General features: G+C 56.4%; 12 protein-coding genes. 1 reads left to right on the plus strand and 11 read right to left on the minus strand.

All coding sequences use genetic code 11. The features are described 5' to 3' along the window. Position 1 precedes the first annotated feature (1 nt). The 3 genes from DSM117340_RS15240 to hslV all read right to left on the minus strand — a co-directional run bounded on the left by DSM117340_RS15240 (position 2) and on the right by hslV (position 3,745). The gene (locus tag DSM117340_RS15240; RefSeq protein WP_271437314.1) at positions 2–1,624 is read right to left on the minus strand and encodes a thiamine pyrophosphate-binding protein; all 1,623 of its coding nucleotides are present in this window, start codon (positions 1,622–1,624) and stop codon (positions 2–4) included. 135 nt (positions 1,625–1,759) lie between these two features. Next, positions 1,760–3,070 carry an ATP-dependent protease ATPase subunit HslU gene (gene hslU / locus DSM117340_RS15245; protein ID WP_271437313.1) on the minus strand — a complete coding sequence of 437 codons (1,311 nt, stop codon included), beginning with the start codon at positions 3,068–3,070 and terminating at the stop codon, positions 1,760–1,762. Positions 3,071–3,187: 117 nt separating this feature from the next. Then, positions 3,188–3,745: an ATP-dependent protease subunit HslV gene (gene hslV / locus DSM117340_RS15250; RefSeq protein ID WP_271437312.1), complete on the minus strand. Its 558-nt coding sequence runs from the start codon at positions 3,743–3,745 to the stop codon at positions 3,188–3,190. A 97-nt stretch (positions 3,746–3,842) separates the two neighbouring features. Here hslV and DSM117340_RS15255 point away from each other — a divergent pair, with 97 nt between their 5' ends. Then, entirely contained in the window at positions 3,843–4,736 is an 894-nt protein-coding gene (locus DSM117340_RS15255; protein WP_271437311.1) for a hypothetical protein, read from the plus strand. Between the two features lie 48 nt (positions 4,737–4,784). Here DSM117340_RS15255 and trxA read toward each other — a convergent pair whose 3' ends face one another. The 8 genes from trxA to regB form a co-directional block, all read right to left on the minus strand. Continuing rightward, entirely contained in the window at positions 4,785–5,105 is a 321-nt protein-coding gene (gene trxA / locus DSM117340_RS15260; RefSeq protein WP_089893447.1) for a thioredoxin, read from the minus strand. A gap of 40 nt (positions 5,106–5,145) precedes the next feature. Further along, positions 5,146–8,538: a double-strand break repair helicase AddA gene (gene addA / locus DSM117340_RS15265; protein WP_284260934.1), complete on the minus strand. Its 3,393-nt coding sequence runs from the start codon at positions 8,536–8,538 to the stop codon at positions 5,146–5,148. Continuing rightward, positions 8,535–11,501, minus strand: a complete 2,967-nt coding sequence (gene addB, locus DSM117340_RS15270; protein WP_271437309.1) for a double-strand break repair protein AddB — start codon at positions 11,499–11,501, stop codon at positions 8,535–8,537. The genes addA and addB overlap by 4 nt, the downstream gene beginning before the upstream one ends. After that, entirely contained in the window at positions 11,485–12,174 is a 690-nt protein-coding gene (locus DSM117340_RS15275; protein WP_271437308.1) for a nucleotidyltransferase family protein, read from the minus strand. The genes addB and DSM117340_RS15275 overlap by 17 nt, the downstream gene beginning before the upstream one ends. Continuing rightward, entirely contained in the window at positions 12,150–13,172 is a 1,023-nt protein-coding gene (locus DSM117340_RS15280) for a phosphotransferase (RefSeq protein ID WP_284260929.1), read from the minus strand. The genes DSM117340_RS15275 and DSM117340_RS15280 overlap by 25 nt, the downstream gene beginning before the upstream one ends. Beyond that, entirely contained in the window at positions 13,169–13,642 is a 474-nt protein-coding gene (gene tsaE, locus DSM117340_RS15285) for a tRNA (adenosine(37)-N6)-threonylcarbamoyltransferase complex ATPase subunit type 1 TsaE (protein WP_271437306.1), read from the minus strand. The genes DSM117340_RS15280 and tsaE overlap by 4 nt, the downstream gene beginning before the upstream one ends. 41 nt (positions 13,643–13,683) lie before the next feature. Further along, entirely contained in the window at positions 13,684–15,090 is a 1,407-nt protein-coding gene (locus DSM117340_RS15290; protein ID WP_284260924.1) for a PAS-domain containing protein, read from the minus strand. 207 nt (positions 15,091–15,297) lie between these two features. Next, a complete protein-coding gene (gene regB, locus DSM117340_RS15295; RefSeq protein WP_271437304.1) occupies positions 15,298–16,710 on the minus strand; it encodes a sensor histidine kinase RegB in 1,413 nt (470 codons plus the stop codon). Positions 16,711–16,733 lie beyond the last annotated feature (23 nt).

Genomic DNA, 16,733 nt, shown 5'->3' on the forward strand with positions numbered 1-16,733 from the left:
ATCAGATCCTCATGCGTGGGACGTCGTGGGGGTCGAGCTTCAGCTCGATCATCATCGGGCCTGTACGGTTTGGGATTGCTGCGAGGGCTTCTTCTAGTTCTGCGTTGTTGCGCACCGTGTAGCCTTGGCCCCCGAGCGAGACCCCGATCTCGGCGAAGCTTGGCCAGTGAAACTCTGTCAGTGAGGGATCCATTTTGCGGTCAATGAACTGGATATGTTCAGCGCCATAGGCGGAGTCATTTGCCACGATCACGATGAGGTCGAGGCCGAGACGGACGGCTGTGTTGAACTCGTTAATGCCACCCATCATGAAGCCGCCATCGCCTGTAAACATAACGACAGGTTTTTCGGGTGCTGCCACGCCTGCTCCGATGGCTTCTTGAAGGCCGATGCCGATGGAGCCGAAATTTGTCGTTGCGACGAAGCTTTTGGGGCCTTGGACAGAGAGGCGCACCCAGACCTCTGTCATGAAGCGGCCTCCGTCTGTGACGAGGAGGCGGTCTTTGGGAAGCACTTCTTCGAGGCGTTCAAGCGCATGGATATAGTTGACACAGCCCTCGGCTGTCTTGTTGGGTCCGATCGGGTGCTCTGTGAGCTTCGCGATATCAAGATCTCGGGTGAAGCCGCTCGCGGGTATTTCGGCTTCGTTCAGCCAGTAGAGAATTGTCTCTGCGGTGAGGCCAGCGTCGGCCACGAGGGCGGCGTCTGGGTGAAGGCCGCCGCCTATGGCTGTGGGCGTGACGTCAATCTGAACGATGCGTTTGTCTTTCATGAGCTTGCCCTGATCTGTCGTGAAGTCATGCAGGGACGCGCCGAAGCAAATGATGCAATCGGACTGGGCAATCAGCTCGTAGGCGGCAGGTGTTGAGAGCGTGCCGAAGATATCGATGTTGTAAGGGTGATCTTTGAAAAGGCCCTTGGCTTTGAGCGTGGTGGCGAGGGGGGCTTCAAGGCGGTCAGCCAGTTTGATGATCTCTTCACGGGCTTTTACTGCGCCCGCACCAGCGAGGATAAGCGGGCGGCGCGCGGAGGCGATCATGCCGATGGCGTTGTCGAGAATTTCGCCTTCGGCAACACCGCCCGGCGCGGTGAAGACATCTAGAACGCTGGGCGTATGAGCCGCCTCCCGCCACATGAAATCGGCGGGCATATTGAGCACAATGGGTCGTCGCTCCACTTGGGCGCGGTAAAAGGCGCGTGCGACATCCATAGCGACTGTCTCGGGCGTGCGCATTTGTTCAAAGCCTGCGCCTGTCGCTTTGACGACCTCGCGCTGATCAATGCTCTGGAGGTGACGGGGGTTGGCAACGGGGGTGTCGCCAGCAAGGAGGACCATTGGGATATGACCGCGGGCACCTTCTGTGAGGGCCGTCATGCAGTTTGTCAGGGCTGGGCCGTGTGTCACGGTGGCGACACCGACTTTATCTGCGACATGGGTATAGGCGAGGGCCATGAGCACAGCGCTGCCCTCGTGTGCGGCGGGCACAAAACGTCCAGAACAGTCGCGGACAAAGCTGTCGACCATGAAGAGATTGGCGTCGCCCATAAGGCCAAAGATTGTCTCGACGCCGTGGTCTTTGAGAGACTGTGCGATGTTCTGATAGACGTAGTTTTCGACCTGCATATGCTACTTCTCCTGTGCGCTGGCAGGGAAGATAGCCTATGTGGAATGCGGTAAATGCGCAAAGTTCAGCATAAATATACGATTTTATGCGTTAGAATTACGATCTAGCGTGGGCTTATGCAGTAAATACGCGCGCTACAGGACATAGCCTGACAAATCAGATGATTTCAGCAGCTCGCCAAGGTGTTTATCTACGAATGAAGCATCGACTGTGACGGCGTCGCCTGCACGGTCGGGCGCTGAGAAACTGAGCTCTTCAAAGACCCGCTCGAGCACGGTGTAGAGGCGGCGCGCCCCGATATTTTCGACCGTGGCGTTTACCTCGGCGGCGATCTTGGCGAGGGCTTTGATCCCGTCTTCTGTGAAAGTCACAGTGACTTCTTCTGTTGCCATCAAAGCAGAGTATTGCAGCGTGAGGGCATTGTCTGTTTCTGTGAGAATGCGCACGAAATCATCCTCGGTCAGTGCGCGCAGTTCCACGCGAATGGGAAGCCGGCCTTGAAGCTCTGGCAAGAGATCGGAGGGCTTTGCGATATGGAAGGCACCCGAGGCAATGAAAAGGATATGATCTGTTTTGATGGCGCCGTGTTTGGTGCTTACGGTTGTGCCTTCGATCAGCGGAAGCAGGTCACGCTGGACACCCTCGCGGGAGACATCGCCGCCGCGGGAATCCTGACGGGTTGCGACTTTGTCGATCTCGTCGAGAAAGACAATTCCGTTTTGCTCAACGCTTTCAAGCGCGGTTTTTGTGACCTGTTCATCATCAAGCAGTTTGTCAGCTTCCTCTGAAATGAGGACGCCATAGCTTTCTGCGACTGTAAGCTTTTTGCGGGTCGTGCGTCCGCCCATGGCTTTGCCGAATATCTCGCCGAGGTTCATCATGCCGGGCTGGCTGCCAGGCTGGCCAGGGATGTCGAACATACCGCCCATCGGGTTTGAGGTATCGGCGATATCAAGCTCGATGATTGTATCGTCCAGCTCACCTGATTGGAGCTTTTTACGGAACATTTCACGCGTACCTTCGCGCGCGTCTTCGCCGGCGATGGCCGTGATCACGCGCTCTTGCGCGGCGGAATGTGCGCGCGCCTTTACGTCTTCACGCATGTGTTCGCGGGTTTGGAGAATAGCGGTATCAACAAGATCGCGGATGATCTGCTCGACATCGCGGCCCACATAGCCGACCTCCGTAAACTTCGTCGCCTCGACCTTGATAAAGGGCGCGCGGGCCAGCTTGGCGAGGCGGCGAGAAATCTCGGTTTTGCCGACACCTGTCGGGCCGATCATTAGGATATTCTTTGGGTAAACCTCATCGCGCAGATCATCAGACAGTTGCTTGCGCCGCCAACGAGAGCGCAGGGCCACGGCGACTGCGCGCTTGGCATCGGCCTGACCAATGATGAAGCGGTCCAGCTCGGAGACGATTTCACGGGGGGTTAGGTCTGTCATTTTGGGTCTCGCTTTTAGAAGGGTTTGCGCCGCCTTTGGCGCCGCCCGTGGCAGGGGCTTTGCCCCTCTTGGCCTTCGGCCAATTCACCCCAGGATATTTAGGAAAAGAAGAAGGTATTAGCCTTTGATGGTTTCTACGGTCAGGTTTCCGTTTGTGTAGACGCAAATATCGGACGCGATGGCCATGGCTGTGCGTGCGACTTCTTCTGCGGATTTATTGGTATCCATCTGGGCGCGGGCGGCGGCGAGAGCGAAGTTTCCGCCTGAGCCGATCGCGGCGACATTGTGCTCTGGCTCAAGCACATCGCCAGCGCCTGTAATAACAAAGAGCTCGCGGCCATCAGAAACGAGAAGCATGGCCTCAAGCTTTTGCAGGTATTTGTCTGTGCGCCAGTCTTTGGCGAGCTCGACGCAGGCGCGGACAAGTTGGCCTGGGGTGGCTTCGAGTTTGGCTTCGAGGCGCTCTAGAAGCGTAAAGGCGTCAGCAGTGCTGCCTGCGAAGCCGACGAGGACATCGTGCCCGCCCGGGGAAATGCGGCGAACCTTGCGGGCCGTTCCTTTGATGACGGTTTGGCCGAGGCTCACCTGGCCGTCGCCAGCAATGACGACTTCTCCATCTTTTTTGACGGCGACGATTGTCGTTCCGTGCCAACCGGGAAAATCTGATTGCGCCATTGGTGTCTCCTTCAACTTGTCAGAATATATGGCGGCTTGGAGGCATGAGCACAAGGTTTGGCTTGTTTGGAGATGATTGCGGGGCTAGCACTTTGGCATGAGCGAATGTGTAACGATCTTTCTTGAGCCTGAGATGAAAGCCAGTGCCGAGGCTGGGCAGCATAACTTTTTGGGTAAGATAGAGTGCGTGCTCCGTAGGGGTGGGCTTGATGTTTCTTATGCCGACGAGGCGCAGCGGCACGAGCCCTTTTCGGGGCGTGCACTGGTACATATGTGGGAGCCAATGACTGAAGATACGCTCGTTATGCGCCGCGTTTATGCCTATCCGTTTTGGGCGATTGAGGCGAGTGACAAGCGCTGGGAATGGGATGTGGCACGCGCGGCGTTTGATCCTGAAACCGTGAACGGCCATAAGGCGGCGCGGTTTGCAAACAACTGGCGCAAGCGCATGTTTGGCGAAGCTGCTTCCAGCCGTGAGGGGTATGTTTATGTGCCGCTGCAGGGGCGGATTTCAGAGCAGCGCTCTTTTCAGGCGGCCTCGCCTCTTGAGATGATTGAGGCGGTTTTGGACGCGGACAGTGAGCGGCCTGTTGTAATCGGGATGCACCCGAAGGAGCCGTATTCTGCCAGCGACATTGATGCGCTTGAGAAGTTTGAGCACAGGTTCGAGCGTGTGACTGTTGTGATGGGGCAGATGGAGCGATATTTGCCTTCGTGCGACTATGTTGTCAGCCAGAACTCGGGCGCGGCGTTTTTTGGATATTTTTTCGGGAAGCCTGCTGCGCTTTTTGGCAAAATTGATTTTCACCATATTGCGGCGAATGTGCATGACTTGGGCGTTGAAGAGGCGCTTGAACGGGTGGCCGAAATGCGGCCCGATTTTGAGCGATATCTTTGGTGGTTCTGGCAAGAAATGTCGATCAATGCAGGGCGGGATGAGGCGGACGCTCAGATCGCCTCGCGCTTTCGGACCGCTGGGTGGATTGCATAAAAAACCCCGCTCTGGGGCGGGGCTTTCTTTAGAAATTTGGCTTGCTGTTTAGATCGCGTCTTCGATCCAGCTTTGAAGCTGTGCTTTCGGGCGTGCACCTGAGAGGTTGGCCACAGGCTCGCCGCCTTTGAAGACGAAAAGCGCGGGGATGCCGCGTACGCCCATGGCTGCGGCTGAGTTTGGATTTGAGTCAACGTCGACTTTCACGATTTTGACTTTGCCTTCCATTTCAGCGGAGAGCTCTTCCAGTGACGGGCCGATCTGTTTGCAGGGGCCGCACCATTCGGCCCAGAAATCCACCACAACGGGGATATCGGAATTTTTGACTTCGGCGTCGAATGTGTCGTCGGTGACAGCAACAGTGGCCATTGGTTCTCTCCTAATGGGATTGGGTTCGCTTGGTCAGAACCTAGGTAGTGGGTGGCAGATCGTCAAGATATGTAGTGTCCTGATAGGCCTTCATCACAATATCCTGAGGAAGCGTCATCAAACTGGCCGTTTTGGTCCAGAGAATGGCCGTTTCAATCTTGCGGTTCGGGTATATGAGGGCAAGGGCTTCGCTGTAGGCGCCCATCTGGCGCAGGATACCAAGAGGTGTGTCTTGCGGGGCTTCTGGGACGGTCGCATTTGTCTTGAAGTCAACAGCGAGAACACGGTCCTCGGAGAGGACGAGTTTGTCTATAATGCCATGCAAACGCTTGCCCAAAGTGGTGCTGGGTGCGCTCAAAGCAACTTCAGAGAGTGCATCTTCTGCAAAGAGAGGCGCTAGATCTTTGTTTGATAAAACAGTCTCTACTTCTGCGCAAACTGCTGCATTTTCTTCTTTTTCATCAAAATCAAACAGCAGGCTTTGGGCCAACATGGAGCGCTCGGCAGGCGAGACGCTTGGGAGGTGCTCTAGCAGCAAATGAACCTTTGTCCCGAAGCGCATTGCCGCAGTCTCATCAAGGCCATCACTGCCAGCAAGGGCTTTGGCGCCAGGGAGATTTGAGGCAGAAAACGTTTGAGGGCGTGAGGGCCCGTCGGGTGCGGACTTCGTGAACTGGGGCTCAAGGGGGATTTGAGCATCTTGGGGCAGGTCAGACTGAGAGTGGTCTATAAGCGCAGTCCAGTCGCCTGATTCTAGGCGTTGGATAATTTGGCCATCATGGCTCACTGGTTCAAATGGAAGCTTTTGGGCTGCATTAGAGACTGATTCATACCAGCTGTTGCCACCACTCTTGGCTTCGCCAGCGGCGGCGATGATCAGCCATTTTTCGGCTCGCGTCATTGAGACGTAAAGCAGCCGTTCTCTTTCTGCTTGTTGCGCGGCGATCTGCTGATCCACGGCATCCTGAAGAACGGCGGGAGAGTCGTCTTTGCTTTGTTTATAGAGTGCTGTGCCTTCGATACCGACGATTTGACCTCTGAACTCATTTTTGCGATCGGCGGTGTCGGGCATAATGACGATGGGCGCTTCCAGCCCTTTTGAGCCGTGGACTGTCATCACGCGGATGCGCTTGCCAGCAGCTTCGGTCTGTCGCTTGATCTCGGGGTCGTCGCTTTCGAGCCAGCTGAGAAAGCCTGTCAGAGAGGGAACAGAAGCGCGCTCGTAATTCAGAGCTTGCGTGAGAAAGGCGTCGAGTGCGTCTTCGGCTTCGTATCCAAGCCGTGCGAGGATGTTCTGGCGGCCCTTGTGGCGCGTTAGAATACGCTCAATGAGATCATAGGGGCGCAAAAAATCGGTTACGCGACGAAGGTCATTGAGTATTTCGAGAGTTGCTGAATGTGTCACGGTTTCACTGCGGAGCGCTTCCCAGAGATAGCCTTTGCGATTTGCAGCCAGCGTAAAGAGCTCCTGTTCGGACCAACCAAAGAGAGGCGAGCGCAGAACAGCGGCAAGTGAGAGATCGTCTTCTTGGGTTGCAAGAAACTTGAGTAAGGCGGTGATATCTTTGACGGCGATTTGCTCACCAATGCGCAGTCTGTCAGCCCCTGCGACTTCAAGCCCGACCAATTTGCAGGCGCGAATGATTTCATGGAAGAGATCAGAGCGACGCTGGAGCAAAATGAGCACATCGCCTTCGTGTATGGGGCGGGCTTGCCATGTGCCGTCTGTATGCTTTGTCGGGATCAACGCCTTGCTGTCGATCATCTGCTTGATGCTGCTCGCGATTTTGGCAGCGAGCACTGAGACTGGATCATCTGGGGTTAGAATATCAAGCGGATCATACCAAAGCGGGTCTTCTGCCTTGTCGTTTTTCTCAACGATTGGCCAGATATCGACGCGACCCGGCATTGTTTCATGAAAAGCGATATGGCGTGCGTCTGCTTCAAAACCTGCGCCGTCTTGCTCTTCAAAAACGGCATCGACCGTGTTCAGAATGGCGGAGGCGGAACGGAAAGAATATGCGAGGTTGCGGCTATGCAGCGGCTTTTCGTGGAGCGAAAGTTTGTCTTGAAAGAGGTTTTGCATCCGCCCAAACTCGGCCGCGTCAGCGCCTTGGAACGAATAGATCGATTGCTTTTTATCACCAACGACAAAGATGGTGCGAGGCTTTTCGGCCTGCGCGCCTTGGCCCGATGTGATCTCGCGAGCGAGTTCTTCGATCACCGCCCATTGCTCTGGGGACGTATCTTGGGCCTCATCCACAAGAATATGATCAATGCCGCCATCAAGGCGATAGAGCACCCATTCGGCAACTTGGGGGTTTGTGAGGAGCGCTTTTGTCTTGAGGATGAGGTCATCAAAATCGAGCCAGCCGCGCGCCTGCTTGACGGCATCATAGCGCGCAAGGAAGGCCCGAGAGAAGGCGTGGAGCGCAAGAGTACTTTGAGCGGCGGCGAGGGCAACACGGCGCGGGCGTGCGGCCTCGACACGCAGGATCAGCGCTTCGATTTGGGGGGCGAGGTGCGAATAAAGCTCGCGGGTGTCATTGGTGGCGTAGCTCGTAAGCTTGGCGGAGAACGGGTTTTTGCCGCTGCTTGTGAGGAAGGCTGACTCGAACGTCAGAAGCGCGCCAAGGCTTGGGCCTTTGACGGTTGCGAGTTTGTCGTGCGCGCGGTTGTCACTCACTTTTTCGCTTGCTGCGAGAAAAGGCAAAATCTGCGCGATCAACTCCACCTCTCCGCCGAGGAAGACTTCGGACAAAAGCTTGTCTTGGGTGAGGTCAGCGGGGATGTTGAAGGTTTTGCAAACGTCAGCACGCGTTAGCTCTTGAGCGAATTTCGCCTTATTAGAGACGATACTGGCTGTAAATTTCTCGAATTCGTTGCCACCGAGGTGGCTGATCATATCGAGTAGAAGCTTGCCCTCAGATGAGGTGGCGAGGTCATCGGCGACTTGCTCGCGTAGCTGGGCGGATGAGCGATCATCTAGCTCGGTAAACTGGGGGGTGACGCCCGCTTCAAGCGGAAAGCGACGGAGCAGTGAGGCACAAAAGGAGTGGATCGTCTGGATGCGCAGGCCGCCCGGTGTTTCGATCGCTTTGGCGAAGAGGCGGCGGGCATTTTTGTAGTAGCTGGGATCAGCACCAACGGCTGCGCCAAGCTCGGCCAGCTCTTGTTCTAGCTCCGTGTTAGACTTCATCGCCCATGTGCCTAGGCGCTTGAGCAAGCGGTTTTGCATCTCGGAGGCGGCGGCCTTGGTGTAGGTCAGGCAGAGGATATTTTGCGGGTCGACGTCCTCAAGCAGAAGTCGGGCGACGCGGTCTGTGAGCACGCGGGTTTTGCCAGAGCCTGCGTTAGCGGAGAGCCATGTAGAGGCGTCAGGGCGCGCAGCATCGATCTGGGCGATCGTTGCGTCATTCGGGCGAGCGCTCATGTCAGCACCTCTTTTACAGGGTCGTCAGTGCTGCTCCATTCGCCGAAGCGGGCGAGGTGATCATAGTCGCCTGTGAAGCTTTCTTTTTGAACTGCGCGACGAGAGGGGTAACCTTTGTCTGGAGACAGGAACGCGAGGATAAGCCGTCTGAATTCGGCGAGAATATTTGCTGTGTCGTATTCCTCGGGCTTCAGCAGGAACTCGCCGCAATCCGAACCTAGGCCGATGTAACCGATCCTGCCAATGGCTGTCGCTGGGATATCTTTGAAGGCTCCCTCAGAAGCCATTGCCGCTGTCAGCGGGAGCTGCTTGTCAAAACTCTTTCGCACGTCAGGACTGGAGGGCTTTCCTGTCTTGTAATCATAGATCGCGAGTGTTTGGTCATCGAGAAGGTCAAACCTGTCGGCCTTGCCCTTGAGAGAGAAGCCGATGTCTTTCAATTCGAGCTGTCCTTCTGCCTCGGCCTTGAGGAATTGTCCGTGTTTTGCGCGCTCGGCCTCTTCCTTGAGAAGGCTATCTATGACTTTTTCAAAGCGGGCGCGCCATATGAGGCGTGCTGCGGGCCAAGGGACATCGCGTTCTAGGATATCTTGGGCCAGTGCGCTGAGGGTCGCACGGTTGCGGAGTGACGGGTCAGCACTGGCCGCCTTGATGAAGTCTTCCATGACTGTGTGCAGAATTGTGCCGCGTAGGAGTGCGTCGGGCATTTTTTGCAAGGGATTGAGCGGATTGAGCTTGAGGATATGGCGTGCGTAAATCGCATATGGATCGCGGATGAGCGTTTGAATTTTGGTTATTGAGAGCGTCCGCGGACGATTTATCACAGGGGGCACTGGCGCGGGGCGCTGGGCTTGTGGGACCAGGGCCAAAGGAGCATCAATTTGCTTGGCGCGTGTGAGCCAAGGTTTGGCGCGCGCCCGCATTTCGCTAAGGGCTTTTTCGCCCCGTTCTTGAGAAAGACCTATTAGCAAATTGGTCAGGCGAATGACCCAGCGAGAGGGAACTGTTTCGGCATCATCCGATTTATGGGCCCGAGTGAGCCATACTTCTTTTGCCGCAATTGCTTGCTGAAAGTCATGAGCCGAGAGGCCAATTCGCCGCTCAGGCAGAAGCAGTCCAAGCTTGGCGCGCATGGCGCGATTGAGCCAAGGGTCGGGCGCGGGAGCTTCTGGCCAGCTGCCCTCGTTGAGCCCAGCAAGAATAAGGAGATCGACGCCCTGTACGCGGGCCTCAAGTGTGCCCCAGATGAGCACGCCAGAATGTGTCGCCTCGCTGCGGCGAACCTCGCCAGAGGAGAGGGAGGAATCAATCAGATTGATGTAGTCATAATGCGTCATCTCACCGCCAGCAGGGGCGCAGGCGAGCAGGCTGTTGAAAAGCTTTTGCGCTTCTTCGCCGTCATCTTTTTTCCAGAGCGGTGTTTCTGCTATTGAGGGTCCGCGCGAAAGAGCTTCCGCTGTTTCTAGATGTGTTTTGATGAGCACCTCCAAAGGCTGCTCGCCCACCACACTGAGGCCAAAAAACGCTTCGGACACCCAAGCGGCCCAGAGGCGCGCGGCTTCGTCTTTATGGGCGGTAGCGAAGGCCAAAAGCGTATCTGTGTCGGGCTGGGGCACGCCCTTGCGGCGAATATAGAGCTCAAGCTCGCGGGTGTATCGCAGGTGTGTGCCGCGCTCTTCGAGCGCGTTGCAGAGCGGATGCTTGAGAAGTGTGATGAGCGCTTCTGCCGTAAGTGCGCGGGGGCTGAGCACCTCTTGTACATGACGCAGAAAACGACCGACGGGGGAGAGATGCAACGGCTCACCAGCACTGTCATCAGGCGTGATGCTCCAGCGGGCAAGTGCCGCTGTGACTTGGCGTGAAAGGCCGCGATCAGGGGTGATTAGGGCGGCTTGCTGGCCGTCTTCTGCCGCTTGGCGTAGGCGTAGAGCGATGGCGAGAGCTTCGTCCCGCTGGGAGTTGGCCTCAAGGAGTGTGATCCCGCTTGTCGCTTCTTCAGCGATCAGCGCGGCTTCGGAGCGGTTTTCGATCCACTGATCTGTGACAGGTGCGGGGCGTAGGGCTAGGGAGAGAAGTCTGTTGCGTGCCTCTGATGGCGCCGTACCTGCAGGCCATTGCTTTACGTCTTTCGGCGCGAGCTCAAGGGCTGCGAGAAGCGCTTGAAAACGGTATTGTGGATGATCTTCAGACATGGCCGCATCGGGAAGTCGCGGCCAAGCATCTGCGGCGAAAGCAAAGTCAAAGCCCGGGAGAACGACAGCACCTTGTGGCAGCTTTGAAACCGCGCGCATGAGCGCGGCTGTGAGGCCACGTGAGCCTGTGGAGCCAGCAATGATGATCGGGTCATTTGGTGGCTTTTCGGACCAACGAGCAACGAGCGCTTCTGTGATCTTGCGGCTGCGTTGCGCTGTTGTTAGCCCATCGCGGCTCAAGGCGTAAGTTTGCACAATTTTGAGGAAGGCTTGAGCGCGCTCCCAATGGCCTGATTGGTCTGTGACATCCAGCGCTGCGACGGCATCGGGCGCAACGCCTTCTTCGTGCATTTCACTCATCAGTGCGGTGAGGCTTTCGGCCAGATCAAAGGCCGCTTCACGGGGCGCGATGGCTGTGTGATCTTTTGTTTTGGTCTCTGCTTCGATCAGTGAGCGAATTAGGACTGAGAGCGCCAGCTTGGTCTGCAAGGCTGGCTCTGACGCGGGCAGCGGGCAGTTTGGATCGAGGGTGGCGAAGTCAGAAATAAGCGAGATGCGTGGCAGCAGGAGCGCGTCGCCCTCGTCAAACAACTCACTTACACGGCGCGCCATGCGGCGGGTGTTGAGAACAAGATGTACGCGTGCCAACGCCTCGGGCGGTTTGTCGGCATAGGCAGTTTGGAGGGCATCAACAAGTGCACGGGGAAAGTCTGCGCCAAGCGGAGTGCCGAACAGTTGGGGAAACTTGGAACCATTAAACAGGGGTGTCATTGAGCATCCTTTCGGCCCGTGTGATGCCTTCAGGGGAGCCGACATCGCACCACTGGCCAGAATAGGGCAGCCCGTAAAGGCGCCCAGAGGCGAGGAGCTTGTCCCAAACAAGATTGAGTGAAAAAGCTCGCTCGTTGATCTCTTCTGTCAACTCTGGCTTGATGATCTGTGCGCCCGAATAAACAAGGCCTGCGCCGCGTGTAATTTGGCCTGTTTTGTTTAGAATAAAGTCGCCCATGCCTTTGTGACCGAGCGCATTTTCGCGCGGTATCAAGAGGAGGAGCGCATCCATTTTGTCTGGGTCCCATGCGGCCTGCAAAGCGCTGAGTGGATTGGGGCCGCGCCAGAGCGCATCAGAATTGAGCGTGAAAGCGGGGCCGCTGCCGAGATGAGTTTGTGCATTTCGCAAGCCCCCGCCTGTTTCCAAGATATCGGGGGCTTCTGTAAGCGTTGTGACACCGCTGTCTGCGAGGTGCTCCTCAAGGATATGCGGGAGGTAGTGCAGATTGACGACCGTTTTGAGGCCCAGTGGCGCAGCGAGCGCGAGAGTATGATCAATCAGCGGTTTGCCAGCGACTTTGACCATCGGTTTTGGCTGGTGCGCTGTGAGCGCGCCCATACGAGTGCCGAAACCTGCGGCAAAGATCATCAGAGCGTTTGGAGTGTTCCGCATTTGACCTTCAATTCTGTGAGGAGCGCTTCGGAAGGCGCGGGCAAATCGGCGAGAAGTTGTGTGCGTATGTCTGACAGCAAAGGGTGCTCCAGATCGCGTATCAGATAGCCCCAGACGCGGGGGATGAAATCAACGTAATGAGGCTTGCCCGCCAAGAGCGAGAGCCGCGCAAAGACGCCGAGAATGCGCAGGTTTCTCTGTGCGCCAAGAAGGGCATAGGCGGCATGGAATTCTGTCTCATCATGCCCGCTTCCGTTGATGTAGTGGGCAAGCATTTTCTGTTCGATTGCGGGGGGGACATCGCGTCGAGCATCTTGCAACAGTGAGACGAGATCATAGGCCGGGTGACCCAGCATCGCATCTTGAAAATCAAGCAGGCCGACGCGGGCAGGGCCGATGCGCGTGGGGAGCCAGAGAAGATTTTCGGCGTGATAGTCACGCTGGATCAGCACTGTTTGGTCAGGGATATGTGCATCTAGAAGGGCCTGAAAGGCGGTGTGAAATGCGTCCGACTGCGCGGCCATGCTGCCCGTCTCTTGTGCGCCATACCAGCGGTAAGCGAGAGCGGCCATATCGGCCATTACGGGTGCATCATAGGGTGCGAGGCTTTGTGGCGGCGTATGGCTGTGTAAGGCTAGGAGCACATCTGTCGCAGCGGTGTAGAGCTCTGTTTCCAGTGCTGGCGCACTGAGCACGACGCGGGCGAAAAGATCGTCTCCGAGGTCTTCAAGCAGCAGAAAGCCACACTCAGTATCAGCGGCAAGGATGTGTGGAGCTGAGAGGCCAAGGCTTGTAAGATATTCTGCGATGGCCACGAACGGACGAACGTCTTCGCCCTTTTCGGGAGGAGCATCCATCAGGACAGCGGGAGATCCGTCGGTGGCCTGTAAGCGCTCGTAGCGACGGTTGGATGCATCGCCAGCAAGGGGGGCGCGTACCGCGTCGCTCCAGCCTGCAGCGGCAAGAAAATCTGTGGAAAGATTGTAGCGCTCAGTCATGTGAAGCTCAGTTCTTTGAGGAAAGACCAGCGTTCGGGGCCGGACATATGCAGCACTCTTTCGCCCTCCTGCGCTGTTAGGTCAAGCCTGAGCGTGAGCGAAGTGGCGGGGCGTAGGCTGCCAAGGCGGTCAGGCCACTCGATAAGGCAGATAGCCTCTTCAAAAGCTTCGGTGAGTCCAAGCTCTTCAAGTTCAGACGGGTCGGTCAGGCGGTAAAGATCGGCGTGCCAAATCTCGAGCCCGTTGTCTGCCTCGTACGTTTGTACCAAGGTAAATGTCGGCGATGGCACATCTTCGTGGATGCTCAGGCGCGAGAGGATCAATGCGCGGGCGAGGTGGGTTTTGCCCGCGCCAATGCCGCCCTCGAGTAGAACAGTATCCCCCGCAGAAAGACGCGCACCAAGGGCCGCTGCAAAGTGGGAGGTGGCGCTTTCGCTGCCTAAAACTGCGGTATGTTCAAATTGCGCCATAGGCCGAAGATGGCCTCTGGAGCACGGCGCTGCAAGGGCTTTTAGCCCGCTTCTGCTGCAACGATTGTAGGCGGCAGATCACGCCTCATGAGGGCAGCTGTGTGCAGGGTAACGATGGTTGCATTGCCTTCGTGGACACGCAGATCGTAGTCGAGTTTTTCGCCACTGAGAAGGGTGAGGCTGCCTTGTCGCTCGCTTCCGTGGCGCATGCGTGCTGAAAGCGTATCGCGTATTGCACCTGGCTCGAGTTTGTCTTTCCAGAGCTGAATGATGTTTCCAAGAGTGTAGCTCGCAGCTTGCTCAGTATCTGGGAGGCCGAGAAAGCGCGCAAAGGCCCTGCTCCAGAACAGAATTGTCCCATCGGATTCAAAGCATACCAAAGCATCTTCCATGGCTTCCATGGCAATATTGCGCAGCTCGAGCTGGCCTTTGAAGCGTTGGGTGAGGGAGACCTCAACGCTTATGTCCTCGATCAAGATCGCGATGGCGCCGTCGGGATGGGGGCGACCCACGATGCGGTAGGTGAGGCCATTGGGCAAGCGCCATGTCTCTTGATAGCGGCCGTCAGAGGACTTTACCACGAGATCGGCGATTTGGCGGCGCCAAGAGGAATAGTCTTTAGGCTCGGGCATGATCCTGTTGTCGCGGAGGCGGTCAAAGAAGCTCTGCAAATTGGGCTGGGCCGAGAGGAAGTGAGGCGGAAGTGATGTCAGATCAATCAGCGCGGGATTGAAGAGTACGAGACGCCTATCACGATCAAAAATGGCGAGACCTGTCGAAAGCTGCGCAAATGTCTTGGCGAGCGTCTGAACGAATTTGCGTTGGGCGGTCTCGGCAGCGATCAGCCCGTCAACATTGACGGCGCAGTTCAAGAGTACATCCTCGGAGACTTCCACGCTCGAGATATCAAACCAGTGTGCTTCGCTTTGAGAAGATCCAACTGATATCGAAACTCTTTGGCTCTGACCGCTCAGAGCGCGCAGCGTGTCAAAATGAAAGACTTCTTTGATTTCACTGCCTGTGCTGGCTTTTGCCCTTTGGAGTGTGCGAAAGGCTTTGTTGGACCAGATAACTTGGCCCTTTGAGATGGCCCACATCGGATGTGTGAGTTTGTCTACCGCGTTTTCGCGTGTTTCGAGCTCGGCGCGGTGCGACAACTCGCGGTGTTTGTCGACGGGGCTGAGCGGCGCCTCGTCTGTGATTGTAACGGTAAGGGCTTCTCCGTCTCCATCGATGTGCAGCATGCCGCTGTCATCTGGGAACCTCGAGGCATAACTCTCTTGGGCGGTTTCATCAGACGGATCTGGCAATATCCTAGGCAGATCGGCAAAGCGGACTTTCAGGGCATCGCGGGCTTGCTCCCACACGATCGATTGTGCCTCTTCGATTTGTACAATCTCGAGTGCAGTGCGGCTGGCGGAGATACAGGACTGGCCAGAAAAGCGCATCCAAGGACTCTCAGCATAGCGGGACGGGAGCGAAACCTTTGGCTTGAAAAAAAGATTTCCAAGATAAATGCATGAAAAGATAACTGCGGCTGTAACCAAGCCTGCAATGAGGACCACAAGTATATCTATAGTTTCCAACAACATCGCTACATTCCCAATACGTGTCTTATCTTGGCGTAAATTTTCTTAAATAATAGTTAACTTTATTTAGATCTCGATTGGTCGATTGGCGCCGAGGGGTGTGCGGCCCTCGCTTTTGTCAATTGCGATATCGTCATTTTTCCAGCGCACAATAACAAGTGCGCCCGAACGGTGTGACTCTGAGTCTGTTTGCTGGCTGTGGTTTGGGCCGTTGGCAAAGTTGAGTTCTGCGCCGGACCGCTCCAACAATGTCTTGGCAATAAACAGGCCAAGGCCCATGCCTTCGTAAGCGGTTTTGCGGGCGCGATCTTGTGCGTTGGTGCGCCGCCGCATGAAAGGATCTCCGATGCGCCCGATCATTCCAGGCGGGAAGCCGCCGCCGTCGTCCTGAATTCTGACGGTGATGCTATCGGCGCTCCAAATCGTTTCGACCCAGACATTGGTGCGTGAAAAGTCGACAGCATTCTGGACGAGGTTGCGCAGGCCATGGATAATTTCAGGCTTGCGGTAAATTTCGGGTTGAGGTGTTCCGTCGGCGCTTTCTTCGTGGAAATGAATATCGCGCCCGCGGCCGATGTGTGGGCTGGCCGCATCTTGGACCACAGTGGTGACGGGGGCTTGGCGCATGTAGATGTCGTCTTTGCCAGCGCGTCCCATTGAGCGCAGAATGTCGCGACACCTATCGGTTTGGTCTACGATCAGTTGGATGTCTTCGCGCAGCTCGCTGCCTTCAGGGAACTCGTCGAGCAACTCGGAGCTGGTGAGCTTGATTGTCGCCAGAGGGGTGCCGAGCTCATGCGCGGCAGCGGCGACAACCCCGCCAAGGTCTGTCAATTTTTGTTCGCGGGAGAGGGCGAGCTGTGCTGCCTGAAAGGCCTCCGACATGGCATTGGCATCCAGCGCAATGCGACGGACGTAGACGCCCAGAAAGGTTACAGCGATGATTACGGCGGCCCAGGTGCCGAAGATGAATATCTCGGGAATCCGCAATATATAGCCTTGGTCTGTGCGCAGGGGGTAATAGAACTGGCTGAGGACAGAGGCTATCAGGACAGTGATCAGCCCGAGGGTGATTGTGCTTCGCGTGGAGAGCACCGCGGCCGATACGGCGACGGGCCCGACAATCAGAACGGAAAACGGATTGTTTAGTCCGCCTGCAAGAAAAAGCAGCGCGCCGAGCTGCAACAAATCAAACAGAACCATAAAGAAGTTTTCCGGCTCTGAAAGACGGCGGTTTTGAGGGAACACAAACATTGCAATCAGGTTTGCCAGAACCGAGGCCCCGATCACGAGATAAAACAGGCTAACTTCAAGGCGCAGGTTATAATAGTGCTCTGCCACAAAAAGCGCGGCGAGTTGGCCAAAGACGGCAGCCCATCTGAGCCAGATGATTGTCCGCAAGCGAATATAGCTTCCGCGGCGCAAGCCCTCAGGCAGTGGATAGGCGGGGGATGGTTGAGGCGTATTGTCCGATTGCATGTTGTGTTTGGCCGCCTAAATGA

The organism is Lentibacter algarum, from assembly GCF_040580765.1.
In the GTDB taxonomy this organism is placed as follows: Bacteria; Pseudomonadota; Alphaproteobacteria; order Rhodobacterales; family Rhodobacteraceae; genus Lentibacter; species Lentibacter algarum.

Excerpts from the sequence above, each read along its gene's own strand:
- DSM117340_RS15240 (WP_271437314.1), bottom strand. The coding sequence starts at position 1,624 with ATGCAGGTCGAAAACTACGTCTATCAGAACATCGCACAGTCTCTCAAA.
- hslU (WP_271437313.1), bottom strand. The coding sequence starts at position 3,070 with ATGACAGACCTAACCCCCCGTGAAATCGTCTCCGAGCTGGACCGCTTC.
- hslV (WP_271437312.1), bottom strand. The coding sequence starts at position 3,745 with ATGGCGCAATCAGATTTTCCCGGTTGGCACGGAACGACAATCGTCGCC.
- DSM117340_RS15255 (WP_271437311.1), top strand. The coding sequence starts at position 3,843 with ATGAGCGAATGTGTAACGATCTTTCTTGAGCCTGAGATGAAAGCCAGT.
- trxA (WP_089893447.1), bottom strand. The coding sequence starts at position 5,105 with ATGGCCACTGTTGCTGTCACCGACGACACATTCGACGCCGAAGTCAAA.
- addA (WP_284260934.1), bottom strand. The coding sequence starts at position 8,538 with ATGAGCGCTCGCCCGAATGACGCAACGATCGCCCAGATCGATGCTGCG.
- addB (WP_271437309.1), bottom strand. The coding sequence starts at position 11,501 with ATGACACCCCTGTTTAATGGTTCCAAGTTTCCCCAACTGTTCGGCACT.
- DSM117340_RS15275 (WP_271437308.1), bottom strand. The coding sequence starts at position 12,174 with ATGCGGAACACTCCAAACGCTCTGATGATCTTTGCCGCAGGTTTCGGC.
- DSM117340_RS15280 (WP_284260929.1), bottom strand. The coding sequence starts at position 13,172 with ATGACTGAGCGCTACAATCTTTCCACAGATTTTCTTGCCGCTGCAGGC.
- tsaE (WP_271437306.1), bottom strand. The coding sequence starts at position 13,642 with ATGGCGCAATTTGAACATACCGCAGTTTTAGGCAGCGAAAGCGCCACC.
- DSM117340_RS15290 (WP_284260924.1), bottom strand. The coding sequence starts at position 15,090 with ATGCGCTTTTCTGGCCAGTCCTGTATCTCCGCCAGCCGCACTGCACTC.
- regB (WP_271437304.1), bottom strand. The coding sequence starts at position 16,710 with ATGCAATCGGACAATACGCCTCAACCATCCCCCGCCTATCCACTGCCT.